The organism is Leeuwenhoekiella nanhaiensis (assembly GCF_002744755.1).
GTDB lineage: Bacteria > Bacteroidota > Bacteroidia > Flavobacteriales > Flavobacteriaceae > Leeuwenhoekiella > Leeuwenhoekiella nanhaiensis.
In genome coordinates this window covers 778,173-790,611 of the sequence record NZ_KZ319287.1, presented here as the reverse complement: position 1 = coordinate 790,611, position 12,439 = coordinate 778,173, and the positions used below count along the sequence as shown (strand labels likewise).

At 43.0% G+C, this 12,439-nt stretch carries 11 protein-coding genes; 5 read left to right on the top strand and 6 right to left on the bottom strand.

The annotated features are described in order from the left end of the window. Window positions 1-70: 70 nt before the first annotated feature. Together CJ305_RS03455 and CJ305_RS03450 are read left to right on the top strand one after the other, a co-directional pair. Window positions 71-454 carry a hypothetical protein gene (locus tag CJ305_RS03455; RefSeq protein ID WP_099644819.1) on the top strand — a complete coding sequence of 128 codons (384 nt, stop codon included), beginning with the start codon at window positions 71-73 and terminating at the stop codon, window positions 452-454. A gap of 90 nt (window positions 455-544) precedes the next feature. Further along, complete coding sequence (locus CJ305_RS03450; RefSeq protein WP_099644818.1) at window positions 545-1,069, top strand: hypothetical protein; 525 nt, start codon at window positions 545-547, stop codon at window positions 1,067-1,069. A 531-nt stretch (window positions 1,070-1,600) separates the two neighbouring features. Here the strand turns inward: CJ305_RS03450 and CJ305_RS03445 are convergent. Further along, window positions 1,601-5,050 carry a methylmalonyl-CoA mutase family protein gene (locus tag CJ305_RS03445; protein ID WP_099644817.1) on the bottom strand — a complete coding sequence of 1,150 codons (3,450 nt, stop codon included), beginning with the start codon at window positions 5,048-5,050 and terminating at the stop codon, window positions 1,601-1,603. 164 nt (window positions 5,051-5,214) lie between these two features. Here CJ305_RS03445 and purU point away from each other — a divergent pair, with 164 nt between their 5' ends. The 3 genes from purU (at window position 5,215) to CJ305_RS03430 (ending at window position 7,874) form a co-directional block, all read left to right on the top strand. Then, window positions 5,215-6,069 (top strand): formyltetrahydrofolate deformylase, encoded by an 855-nt coding sequence (gene purU / locus CJ305_RS03440; RefSeq protein ID WP_099644816.1) that lies wholly within the window; start codon window positions 5,215-5,217, stop codon window positions 6,067-6,069. A gap of 109 nt (window positions 6,070-6,178) precedes the next feature. After that, window positions 6,179-6,880, top strand: coding sequence for a DUF4197 domain-containing protein (locus tag CJ305_RS03435; protein ID WP_099644815.1), 702 nt, complete (start codon window positions 6,179-6,181; stop codon window positions 6,878-6,880). A gap of 7 nt (window positions 6,881-6,887) precedes the next feature. After that, complete coding sequence (locus CJ305_RS03430; RefSeq protein WP_099644903.1) at window positions 6,888-7,874, top strand: carbohydrate kinase family protein; 987 nt, start codon at window positions 6,888-6,890, stop codon at window positions 7,872-7,874. An 8-nt stretch (window positions 7,875-7,882) separates the two neighbouring features. On the opposite strand, the gene CJ305_RS03425 is transcribed toward CJ305_RS03430, so the two are convergent. The 5 genes from CJ305_RS03425 to CJ305_RS03405 all read right to left on the bottom strand — a co-directional run bounded on the left by CJ305_RS03425 (window position 7,883) and on the right by CJ305_RS03405 (window position 12,070). Continuing rightward, window positions 7,883-8,668, bottom strand: a complete 786-nt coding sequence (locus CJ305_RS03425) for an ABC transporter substrate-binding protein (protein WP_099644814.1) — start codon at window positions 8,666-8,668, stop codon at window positions 7,883-7,885. 18 nt (window positions 8,669-8,686) lie between these two features. After that, complete coding sequence (pyrF, locus tag CJ305_RS03420; protein ID WP_099644813.1) at window positions 8,687-9,508, bottom strand: orotidine-5'-phosphate decarboxylase; 822 nt, start codon at window positions 9,506-9,508, stop codon at window positions 8,687-8,689. Window positions 9,509-9,526: 18 nt separating this feature from the next. After that, entirely contained in the window at window positions 9,527-10,603 is a 1,077-nt protein-coding gene (gene prfA, locus CJ305_RS03415) for a peptide chain release factor 1 (RefSeq protein ID WP_099644812.1), read from the bottom strand. 112 nt (window positions 10,604-10,715) lie between these two features. Further along, window positions 10,716-11,435 carry a hypothetical protein gene (locus CJ305_RS03410; protein WP_099644811.1) on the bottom strand — a complete coding sequence of 240 codons (720 nt, stop codon included), beginning with the start codon at window positions 11,433-11,435 and terminating at the stop codon, window positions 10,716-10,718. 122 nt (window positions 11,436-11,557) lie between these two features. Next, window positions 11,558-12,070 (bottom strand): hypothetical protein, encoded by a 513-nt coding sequence (locus CJ305_RS03405; protein ID WP_223248788.1) that lies wholly within the window; start codon window positions 12,068-12,070, stop codon window positions 11,558-11,560. Between the last annotated feature and the right edge of the window lie 369 nt (window positions 12,071-12,439).

Here is a 12,439-nt window from a genome sequence, read left to right as displayed (position 1 = left end):
TACATCTAAAATTTAATTACTACATACAAAACTCTGTGAATTCAGGTAAATTTGAGTGAGTTTTAAAATTATGAGATACACTCCGTTAAATAGTAAACTGTACAACCAGGCACAGGAAATTCTGAAGCTATCGCGCTCTATTTCAAGCTATCTGGTTTACGATTTAGCTCCGTTGCAAAGCAATGGAAGCGAGAATCCGTACGTCTACTTTTCCGGAGATATCGTTCGGGACTCAGACTCCCTGGCACCCGAAATATTGAAAGCCGAAAGTCAGGTTTTTCAGGATGACCGCCTGCGTTACGCAGCCTCGTTAGAACGACTTACGGCTCGCCTGTACAGCACTTGCGAGCGCCTGGAGCGTGCCGAAAGCAACGGTAAAGATTTTCTCAACATCCTTAGAATCGAGTTGCGTAAATTCCGCAGACTGCAGCGCAAGTGGATGATGACGCTATAAAGCAGAATTCCTTTTTATTTTTCCACGCCCGCCTCTGTCTATTCCTTAAGAAAACCCTATTTTAGGGATACAGCAAAAAATCCAAAAATCATGTCTTCAGAAGATGATACTCCTTATGAGGATTACCGTTTTAGCCCGCTTTACCAGAAAGCTTACGAAATTTTAAAGCTGGCCAACCGAATTGCCGAAATCGCCTCGTCCTACGAACTGCAGAGCGACACGCCTGAAGAGCAGGAAATTCTGCGTAGCCACGCAATATACATACGCGAAGATGCTTCGATCATCCCTGCGAAGATTGCCGGCGCGTGGAACTGCGATCTATACGACATCAAAATGGAAAAGGCCGCAATCATACGCAAGTGCGCCCGCGAACTCGCCACACATATGACCGGACTCGAGATGTATGGCTTTAAAGAAACCGAATACCTCGATTTACTGCGCGACGAGATTGAGCATTTCCGGGTTTTATTTGCTCAGTGGGTGCAGACTTTTGACCCGTGGAATTACATCATAGACCGCTGGGGCTTGTTTAATCCGCCGGGAGTGAACTACGACGATCCCGACCCGGATGACGATATACCCTTCGATCCCGATGATTTTGATTTTGAGGATTAGATAGATGGGAGACTTGAGACTATAGATTTTAGACATTAGACCCCGGAATCAATAGTACGAAGTCTACTGTTTTGCATTTGGGCGTGCCCCTGCGGGTCGGGCTATACGCTGCAATCTATTTTTGCCTGAAAGCAAAAACAGGATTTCCGCTACTATCCCTCACGCGGGTTTACAAGAATAATTCCAGTTAAAAAAAAAGACCTCACAGGTTTTAAAAACCTGTGAGGTCTGAATTTCATTTCAAATAAGAATTTAAAAACCCTTCGGCTTCGCTTGGAATAAGCGATATACTCGAAATTTTATCTGCATTATCTCCCAAACAAAAGTTTGTCATAACCAAAAAAATCCTTCGGCTTCGCTCAGGGTAAGCGATTCGCACACTATTTCCTGCGGCAAAGCCTTCTTTTAAAGAAACCTTTAAACGACTAAAAAAAAATCAGATTGAAAGAGCGACGACCCTTCGGCTTCGCTCAGGGTAAGCGATATACTCAAGATTTTATGCGCTTGCGCTTTAAAATCTTGGTATCCTGCTTACATATTTCTCCTATACTGCCCTCCTACTTCAAAAAGAGCACTGGTTATTTGACCTAAAGAGCAAACCTTGGTGGCTTCCATCAGGTGTTCAAAGATATTTTCGTTCTGAATTGCCGCGTTTTGTATGCCTTCCAACGCTTTTTGGGCTTTGTCTTCATAAGCCTTGTGTAGCTGCGTCAGGGTTTTTATTTGCGCCTGCTTTTCAGCTTCGGTAGCTCTGATGACTTCCATAGGTTTTACGGTGGGCGAACCCGTGCTGCTCAGAAAGGTATTCACCCCGATAATCGGGAATTCCCCGTTATGCTTCAGGGTTTCATAATACAAACTTTCTTCCTGTATTTTACTGCGCTGGTACATGGTTTCCATCGCACCAAGTACTCCGCCTCTTTCAGTAATACGATCAAATTCAAGCAATACAGCTTCTTCCACCAGGTCGGTTAGTTCTTCAATAATAAAAGCACCCTGAATAGGATTTTCATTTTTAGCCAGACCCAATTCCTTATTGATAATCAACTGTATCGCCATCGCACGGCGTACGCTTTCTTCAGTTGGCGTGGTAATCGCCTCATCGTAGGCATTGGTATGCAGCGAATTACAATTGTCGTAAATCGCATAAAGCGCCTGTAAGGTGGTGCGTATGTCGTTAAAGTCAATTTCCTGCGCGTGCAGCGAGCGACCCGAAGTCTGTATGTGATACTTCAGCATTTGCGCTCTGGAGTTGGCACCGTATTTAAGCTTCAAGGCTTTCGCCCAAATCTTACGCGCCACACGCCCAATCACCGCATATTCCGGATCAATCCCGTTGCTAAAGAAAAACGAAAGGTTGGGACCAAATTTATTAATATCCATCCCACGGCTCAGGTAATATTCCACGTAGGTAAAACCGTTTGCCAGTGTAAATGCCAGTTGGGTGATGGGGTTCGCACCCGCTTCTGCAATGTGATAACCCGAAATGGAAACCGAGTAGAAATTACGGATCTGGTTTTCGATGAAATATTCCTGCACATCACCCATCAGACGTAGCGCGAATTCCGTAGAAAAAATACAGGTGTTTTGCGCCTGATCTTCCTTTAAAATATCGGCCTGTACGGTGCCTCGCACCTGACTGATGGTTTCAGCTTTGATTTTTTCATAAACGGCTTTTGGCAAAACCTGATCTCCGGTAATACCCAGCAGCATAAGTCCCAAGCCGTTGTTTCCTTCCGGCAAGGTCCCTTCCGCCTGTTTGACTTCTGTAGAAAAATTCTGGTATTTGGGACGCTCCAGGCCTTTGTCGTCGTAGTTTGCTTTCAGCTTTGCCTCAACCTCATCTTCCAGCCCGTTTTCCTTAATATATTTCTCACAAGCCTGATCGATTGCCGCATTCATAAAAAAGCCCAGCAACATAGGCGCCGGCCCGTTTATGGTCATACTCACCGAAGTCATCGGGTTTGACAGATCAAAGCCCGAATACAGCTTCTTGGCATCATCCAGACAGCAGATAGAAACCCCGGCATTCCCAATTTTTCCGTAAATATCAGGACGGTGATCGGGGTCATTACCGTAAAGCGTCACACTGTCAAAAGCCGTAGAAAGGCGCTTTGCAGGCAAACCCATACTCACATAATGAAAACGGCGGTTGGTACGCTCGGGTCCACCCTCGCCCGCAAACATTCGGGTAGGATCTTCGCCGGTACGTTTAAAAGGATATAGTCCGGCCGTATATGGGAACTCTCCCGGTACGTTTTCCTGCAATACCCACTTTAAAACATCACCCCAGGCCTCATATTTTGGCAAAGCCACTTTAGGAATTTGCTGATGGGAAAGCGATTCGGTATGCGTATCTATTTTAATTTCTTTGTCCCTTACCTTAAAGGTATAAACCGGATTTTTATAACGGTTGACTTTCTCTTCCCAGCCGGTAATCACTTCCCAATTGTAGGGATCGAGATCCATTTTGAGTTTATCAAATTCGGCCAATAAAAGTTTAGCCAAATCACCTTCCTGTAAATCTTCCTCCAAAACAAGACCTGCTTTATCCAGATCAGGCACTTTACCGGTAATTGTTTCAATGGTTTTATAAATACCAAAAAGCTTTTGTGCCACGGCACTTTGCGAAACTGCGGTAGCGTCATAGCTGCGGTTGTTTTCGGCAATTTCTGAAAGGTAGCGCGTACGTGCCGGGGGGATCACAAATATCTTTTCAGACATCTCATCACTGATCTCAAACGTGCTTTTCAGACCGGCATTGGTTTTGGTGGCCAACGCATCCATAATCGCTTTGTACAGGCGATTCATTCCGGGATCGTTAAACTGGCTGGCGATAGTGCCGTAAATGGGCAAATCATCCTGCGGAGTATCCCACAATTGATGATTGCGCATATATTGTTTTTTTACGTCACGCAAGGCATCCTGCGCTCCGCGCTTATCGAACTTGTTGATGGCTACCAAATCTGCAAAATCAAGCATATCGATTTTCTCGAGCTGGGTGGCCGCACCAAACTCAGGCGTCATCACATACAACGAGACATCACTGTGATCCAGGATTTCGGTATCGCTCTGACCAATACCACTGGTCTCCAGGATAATCAAATCATACTCAGCCGCTTTAAGCACTTCAACCGCTTCCTGCACGTGTTTTGAAAGGGCCAGATTGCTCTGACGGGTCGCCAGCGAACGCATATACACCCTTGGTGAATTAATCGCATTCATTCGAATTCGATCACCTAGGAGTGCTCCGCCGGTTTTCCGTTTTGAAGGATCGACAGACACAATCCCAAGGGTTTTCTCAGGGAAATCGGTCAGAAAACGACGTACGAGTTCGTCAACCAATGATGATTTACCGGCGCCACCGGTCCCGGTAATTCCCAAGACAGGAGTGCTCTTGCTTTGATTTTTCCATTCAAAGTAGCTTTTAAAAGCATCGTGATCATTTTCCGCCAGCGAAATCAGGCGTGCTATTGTATTTACGTCTTTTTCTTTTAGTTTCTTCGGAATTTCAGCAGCCTCCGGTAAAGCTGAGGCTTCCGTTTTAAAGTCGGCTTTCTCCACCAAATCATTAATCATTCCCTGCAAACCCATTTCGCGACCATCATCGGGTGCATAAATGCGGGTAATGCCATAATTCATCAACTCCTCGATCTCTTCGGGAAGGATCACACCGCCACCACCGCCGAAAATTTTAATATGCCCCGCTCCTTTCTTCTGAAGCAGGTCATACATATATTTAAAATATTCGGTGTGTCCGCCCTGATACGAAGTCATGGCGATTGCCTGCACATCTTCTTGAATAGCCGTATTAACCACCTCCTCCACGCTGCGGTCATGGCCCAGGTGAATGACTTCGACCCCGGTAGACTGAATGATGCGGCGCATGATGTTGATGGCAGCATCGTGACCGTCAAATAGTGAGGCTGCGGTTACAATACGTACTTTATGAGTAGGCGAATAGGGCTTAATTTGATTCATTCGTAATATTTTACTTTACAGAGGCTACTAAATTAAATAATTGCTACCTAAATAGCATTTATTTTACAGTATTAATATTCTAAATTGGAAGGTAATTTTCTAGATTAGCTTTAATCAAAACATCGGCTAAAAATACAGGTTGTAACTAACCGCATCACCATATTATGCAGAAAATTACGCTTTTAATCAATTGCCCTGACCGCAAAGGGATTGTAACCACCATCACGCAGTTTATTTTAGAAAAACAAGGAAACATCGTGTATCTCGATCAACACGTAGATCGAGAGGAACGGGTGTTTTTTATGAGGGTTGAAGCTGAGTTTGACGAACCCGATTTTAGCCTGGCGCAATTTGAAAAGCAATTTGTTGACCAGTTTGAGGCCGATTACCAGCTGAAATACCAGCTCTATGATGCGCTGCATAAACCTCGACTGGCCCTCTTTGTATCGAAGTACGATCATTGCCTTTATGATCTTTTAGGGCGAAATGCTTCAGGAGAACTGGAAGTAGAAATCCCGCTCATCATCAGCAACCATCCAGACTTAGAGATCGTGGCTAAACGTTTTGATATTCCATTTAAGCACATTCCGGTTACTAAAACAACCAAGGCAGCGGCCGAAGCAGAACAAATACGCATCATACGCGATAACAAAATCGATTTGATTGTCCTGGCCCGCTATATGCAGATTGTTTCCAATGATTTTGTGTCGCAGTTCAAACACCAGATTATTAACATTCACCATTCGTTTCTTCCGGCATTCATCGGTGCCAAGCCTTATCACGCCGCTTTTGAACGCGGGGTGAAAATCATAGGTGCCACCAGCCACTACGTCACGGCAGATTTAGACGAAGGCCCAATCATCGAGCAGGAAATCGTTCGGGTTTCTCACGTACATTCGGTACAGGATTTCATTTTAAAAGGCCGCGATCTGGAAAAAGTAGTACTCGCCCGCGCGATCAAAGCGCATATTGAGCACAAGGTTCTGGTCTACGGCAACAAAACAGTGATTTTTGCCTAAGGTTTTTTAATCTTAAGAGAATAGCTTAACTTAACTCAGAATAGGCAGGATCACTCCTGTTTGCTTTTCGCGTTAGCGAAAACTAAAAATCAAGTATTTAGACTTTTTCATGAAAAAAATAATAGCCCTTGTTTGTATACTTACGTTAAGCGCCTGCGCCGAATTGCAATCTGTTGTAGACAGCCTGCCCAATCAGGTGGGCGTAGATAATGCCACCATCGCCAGCGGTCTGCGTCAGGCACTTGATTTTGGAATCGAAAAACAGGTAAGCAAGCTCACCCAGAAAGACGGTTTTTACGGCAATCAGCTTGTAAAAATACTATTACCCGAAGAACTTCAAAAAGTAGATCGCACCCTTAGAAATGTGGGATTAGGCAGTCTGGCTGATGAGGGTTTGAAGGTACTTAACCGTGCTGCCGAAGATGCCGTGAGTGAAGCAACTCCTATTTTTGTGGATGCTGTAAAAGGCATCACCTTTACCGATGCTAAAAATATACTGCTGGGCAACGACACCGCAGCTACCAGTTATCTGCAAAACCGGACACAGACTGCGCTGTATGCCAAATTCAATCCCGTGATTCAAAATTCGTTTAGCAAAGTAGGTGCCGATAGAATTTGGACTGATTTGATTACCCGTTATAATGCTTTACCCCTTACCAATGACGTTAACCCTGACCTCACTGATTATGTCACCAATGAAGCCTTAAAGGGTGTTTATACGATGATCGCTGTAGAGGAAAAAGATATTCGCAACAATTTTGCCGCGCGCACTACTGCTTTGTTAAAACGGGTTTTTGCACTTCAAGATTAAAAAAATTATGAGTAAGCCTTTAAAAATAGTTGTAGCAGGCCCCATCCCAAGGGATACCATTTCAACGTATGAAAATGACATCATTATGCGCTACGGTTGTGTTACACACCCGGTAATTGCCTTATCAAAACTGCTGGCAGATGAAGGCAGTGTAGTGCCGGTCACCAATATTCATCAAAAAGATGAAGCCGGAATTGCCAAGGAATTTGAGGCATTTAGGAATGTAAGTCTCGAAGGTATAAACAGTAAAGAAGACCGGGGCACTGTTATTTTACTCGATTTTAAAGATCAAAACAATCGGGAAGAAAAGCAGCTTGCCTGTATGAATCCCATACGCCCGAAGCATATAAAACAACATTTGGATGCTGATGCTTTTGTTTTTGTGCCGATTACTGATTTTGAAATCAGCCTGAGCACGTTGAAGCACATCAAAAAGCACAGCAAAGGCAAAATTATTTTTGATGCGCACGGCGCAACAACCGCGATGGATGTCAAAGGGCACCGTCATAGAAAATTCTGGGTTGACCGGGATGAATGGTTACCTTACATAGACGTGCTTAAAATGAATCTTGAGGAGTCCCAGTGCATGTCTTTCGCAAGAGAATATGAGCACGAAATCCCCTCTATTTACGACGAAAACGCAACAGAACACCTGGATGACCTGGCTGAACACGTTTTGAAAAAAGGCGTTTCCTATTTCTACGTCACTATGGATTCGCGGGGCTGTATTCTTTACCATATGCAGGACGGGAAGGTTAAAAAAGACTGGATTCCTTCTATTAAGGTTGATAAAGTTGTAGACACCACCGGCTGCGGAGACAGTTTTGCCGGCGGACTCGCTTATGGCTTTGCAAAATACAATGATCCTGTGCGGGCTGCTCAGTACGCTAATATTTTAGGAGCAAGACGCACACAGGGTAAAGGCTGGGATGTTTTTAAAACTGCAGAAGAGACTGAAGCTATTCGGGAATCCAGTTACGCCACTGATAAATAAGGCACACGTTAATTTTTGTTGAGAGTTTTCAGCAACTCATCAAAATAATCAAAAGCCTTTAAGAGTCGGGTACCGTACCAACTGAAGTATTCGCCATCTACCAAAAGAATCTTCGCATCAGTAAACTGCTTAAAAGATTCGATATGCCTTTCTTTAAACGGAAAAGGTTCCGATGAAAGCAAAACTAAATCCAACTCATTCAGTTCATTTCGATCGATAACCGGATATCGCTCTTTTTTGTGGGCAAAAGCATTCGAGAAACCCAAAAAATCGAGAATAGTATTAATAAAAGTGTTATTGCCTGCTACCATTAACGGATCATTCCAAATCACATAGGCCACAGAGCGTTTTGGCTGAGCGGCTGTTTTTCTATGGCAAGCAGAAATTCGGTTTTGTAAATCACGAGTAAGCTGATTCGTTTTCTCTTTAATCTCAAGTAATTCACCCAGATCAGCAAGCAAAGCATAGACATCCTGAAAACTTATGGTATCTGAAACGTAAACCGGTGCCAGAGCGGTGCAGGCTTCAACAATCTCAGGAGTATTTTCTTCTTTATTGCACAGTATAAAATCAGGTTGCAGCGCTGCGACACGATCGACATGAATGGCTTTTGTACCTCCAACCACAGTCTTTTTAGACCGTAAATCTTTAGGATGTACACAAAACTTGGTTACTCCCACCAGACGTTTTTCAAGGCCTAAATCAACCAAAAGCTCTGTGAGACTGGGAACCAGAAAAGCTATACGCTGTGGGGGAGAAGTTATTGTGAGTACCCGGCCCAATTGATCATTCATAAGGTCAAAGCTAGGACTTTAACCCAACTTCTCAATATGAGCGGCCATCTGACTTTGTAGTTTTTGAGCTTCCGCAGCAGCAGCTTCAGCAAAATCCTTTTGATTGGAAGCATATAAAATACCACGGGACGAATTGATAAGTAGTCCGGCATCTGGGGTTGCACCATACTTGAATACTTCGTCAACGCTTCCACCCTGCGCTCCAACTCCGGGAACCAACAGAAAGGCTTCAGGGATAATCTGCCGTATTTCAGCTAGATATTCGGCTTTTGTGGCCCCAACCACATACATCAATCTTTCGCTATGTTCCCAGGTTTTTGAGATTTTTAAAACCCGTTTATATAATTCTTCGGCTTCAATTTTCTGGGTTTGAAAATCAAATGCTCCGGGATTTGAAGTAAGCGCCAGCATTATGGTAAACTTTTCGGCGAAAGCCAAAAAAGGCTCCACCGAATCTTTACCCATATATGGGGCGACTGTTACCGAGTCAAAACCCAGATCTTCAAAAAATGCCCTGGCATAGCGGCTTGAAGTATTGCCTATATCTCCGCGCTTAGCATCTGCAATCGTAAAACACTCCGGATATTCAGAATTGAGGTAGTTAATAGTTTTCTCAAGTGACTCCCACCCCTTTAAACCGTAGGCCTCATAAAAAGCAGTATTGGGCTTGTAAGCAACCGCGTACTGGTGCGTGGCATCAATAATCGCCTTGTTGAAGGCAAAAATCGGATCTTCGTCTTCCAAAAGATGCCTGGGTATTTTATCGAGATCGGTATCAAGACCCACGCAAAGTACCGCCTTTTTAATTTTGATTTGTTCTACCAGTTGCTCCAGAGTCACGTCTTGATGCTTTAAGAATTAAATAGATTCTCCACCTTCGGCTAATTTTTCAGTATTGCTCACAAGCTGGAGTTCGTCTATGATACGCTGAATATCCCCATCAATGATGTTTGACAAATCGTAAAGCGTAAGGTTGATACGGTGATCGGTTACACGCCCCTGTGGGTAGTTGTAGGTGCGTATTTTAGCACTACGGTCTCCACTGGTCACCATAGAACCACGCTTAGCTGCCTCTTCTTCCTGACGTTTGGCAAGCTCCATATCGTATAAACGCGAACGTAGTACTTTAAAAGCTTTCTCTTTGTTTTTGTGTTGGGATTTCTGATCCTGACATTGAGCTACAAGTCCGGTTGGAATGTGCGTTAAACGCACTGCAGAATAGGTGGTGTTTACAGACTGACCACCGGGTCCAGACGAACAGAAATAATCGATACGTACTTCTTTAGGATCGATTTCCACATCAAATTCTTCGGCCTCCGGAAAAACCATCACAGTTGCCGCGCTGGTGTGTACGCGCCCCTGGGTTTCAGTCTGCGGTACCCGCTGTACACGGTGTACACCGGCCTCAAAACGAAGTGTTCCGTAAACATCTTCACCGGTAACTTCAACCTGAATCTCTTTAAAACCGCCACTGGTACCTTCACTGTAGTCAATCGTGCTGGTTTTCCAACCTTTGCTCTCGCAATATTTCATATACATACGATAGAGATCTCCGGCAAAAATACTGGCTTCATCACCACCGGTTCCTGCTCTGATTTCCATCACCGCATTCTTGGCATCTTCGGGATCTTTAGGAACCAACATAAAACGTATTTTTTCCTCAAGACCCGGCTTAGCCTCTTTCGCTTCTTCAAGCTGCATTTTGGCCATTTCGGTCATTTCAGGATCACTACCATCGGCAATGATTTCTTCAGCCTCCTCAATGCGCTGTGTAAGCTGAATGTATTTTTCGCGCTCATCCATAATGGCGCGCAGGTCTTTGTATTCTTTATTGAGTTCTATATAACGCTTCTGATCGCTGATCACATCCGGTTGAATAATTAAATCACTCACCTCGTCAAAGCGTTGTTTTATAAAGTTTAATCTGTCTAGCATGGGAATTTTAATTGCACGCGAATTTACGTAAAATAAAGGTTTATTCAGTTATCTAAAGCAAGGTATGGAAAGCTATAAAAGTAATTTTGTAATTGTACAGGTACAGCGGTGCTTACTCTGGTAAACTTTCATCCCGGTCAGCATCCTGAGATAAGGAGAAATTCATAAGCATTAATAATCCTGCAAAGTAGAATATACGGGTAACCAAAAAAAACGAATAGTTCTCCTGATAAATCCCAAGATAAGCCGCTATATCAGAGATCGTAAATGAAAAAACCGCGAAAGAAAAGAGCAAAGCGCGCAGACCTCCTATTCTATAGTAATAGTAGATAGCAAGCAGGATTGAGAAAACAATACTTATTCCCAGAAAATAGTAGTAATAGATTAAACTGTGTTCATATTCCCCTTCATCAAGGATAGACTCTAAACTATACAACAAACCAAAACAAGCCAAAACCACTACACCGGTAATTGTAATAGAGGGTGTAATTATTTTAAAGCGTAGCAAGCTTTTTAATTGCCTGAAGAACATGCCTAAATAGGCTATAGCTCCAAATATAAAATACCCCAAGGTATTGGAGTCTTCCTCATAAAATATGGCTGCAATATCTCTTAGCCAGAACGCTCCAAGCACCAGTAGAACCTTATTGCGCTGCTGCGGAAAAACAACTAAAAAGTAACTGATTAAAATAGTCGAACCAACAAATCTAACAGTGCGCGACAAATACGCTGAGAAAAAAAACACGGCAAGAACATTGATCAGTATGAGCACAGCACAAATACCTGCAAGCGTTTTAAACCGCTCTGAATTTTTAATACTTATGCCTTTCATACTCTCTTAAATTATAAGAAAAATAAAAGTTGGTGCTACAAAGAAACGCAAAATTCTAAAATCTTTCTATCAAGCTCTTCTCTCGCATCACCACTCAAATATGAAAATATCTTTGAGTTCTTTTATAATCTATCTTTTAACATCTCAATATCTTCCTGTTCTCTAAGTGCACCCTCGCTATCAATAGCAAAACAAATTAGGCAACCCAGACTAAACGCATAAAAGAAACGATCTGCATACCATAACCCTTCATAATCATTGTAATAAGCCAAACAGGCGGAGACATCTGCAATGATAAATCCGGTAACCATTAACGCAAATCGCAGGGAGCGATTGCTATTAAGTGTGAAGTTATAATAGTACGCACTTGAAACCAGTAGAATTAAAGACCCGCCCAAGCAATAAAACAGGGGTAATTCTAAAGTATCCTGCATTTGATTCTCTACAAAACCAGATAACATATAGAGTATGGTGATATTTCCCAGTGAAAGTAATCCGGCAATCAAAAAAGACGATTTTTTAAAGCCGGATGCCTTTAAAAAAGGCAGTCGTTCTATAATGAAAAGGATATAACTCAATGTGCTTAAAATTAAATAAAGTTCTGCTCCCCAGGTTCTTTCAAAAAAAAGATGCACAAAATCCCGAAGTGTTAGCAGTATCAGACCCCAGGTGATCCAACGGTCCCGCTTATTTGTAAGCAAAAAATAAACCAGCAAAAAAACCAATGTAGACACTGACCTCACCATTCTCATGATCTGTAGGTCAAATCGGTATACCGAAAAAAGATTTATCCCAAGGACCACAAGCACTAAAATGAGGATCCCTGAATATTTATTGAGTCTGTGGGGCTGCAAACTTTGCTATTATTTATAATTAATAGTGATGACTAAGATATTGTTTTTCCCGAAAAGAAACCGAAATAAATAAAAAAACCGCAATCGAAACATGTTTCAATTGCGGTTTAAGCTGCTACCCCGGAGGGATTCAAACCCCCAACCCTCAGA

What these genes read in the sequence shown, in the direction of transcription:
- CJ305_RS03445 (WP_099644817.1), bottom strand. Translation starts at nt 5,050, where the DNA reads ATGAATCAAATTAAGCCCTATTCGCCTACTCATAAAGTACGTATTGTA.
- prfA (WP_099644812.1), bottom strand. Translation starts at nt 10,603, where the DNA reads ATGCTAGACAGATTAAACTTTATAAAACAACGCTTTGACGAGGTGAGT.
- CJ305_RS03425 (WP_099644814.1), bottom strand. Translation starts at nt 8,668, where the DNA reads ATGAATGATCAATTGGGCCGGGTACTCACAATAACTTCTCCCCCACAG.
- purU (WP_099644816.1), top strand. Translation starts at nt 5,215, where the DNA reads ATGCAGAAAATTACGCTTTTAATCAATTGCCCTGACCGCAAAGGGATT.
- CJ305_RS03410 (WP_099644811.1), bottom strand. Translation starts at nt 11,435, where the DNA reads ATGAAAGGCATAAGTATTAAAAATTCAGAGCGGTTTAAAACGCTTGCA.
- CJ305_RS03455 (WP_099644819.1), top strand. Translation starts at nt 71, where the DNA reads ATGAGATACACTCCGTTAAATAGTAAACTGTACAACCAGGCACAGGAA.
- CJ305_RS03435 (WP_099644815.1), top strand. Translation starts at nt 6,179, where the DNA reads ATGAAAAAAATAATAGCCCTTGTTTGTATACTTACGTTAAGCGCCTGC.
- CJ305_RS03430 (WP_099644903.1), top strand. Translation starts at nt 6,888, where the DNA reads ATGAGTAAGCCTTTAAAAATAGTTGTAGCAGGCCCCATCCCAAGGGAT.
- CJ305_RS03450 (WP_099644818.1), top strand. Translation starts at nt 545, where the DNA reads ATGTCTTCAGAAGATGATACTCCTTATGAGGATTACCGTTTTAGCCCG.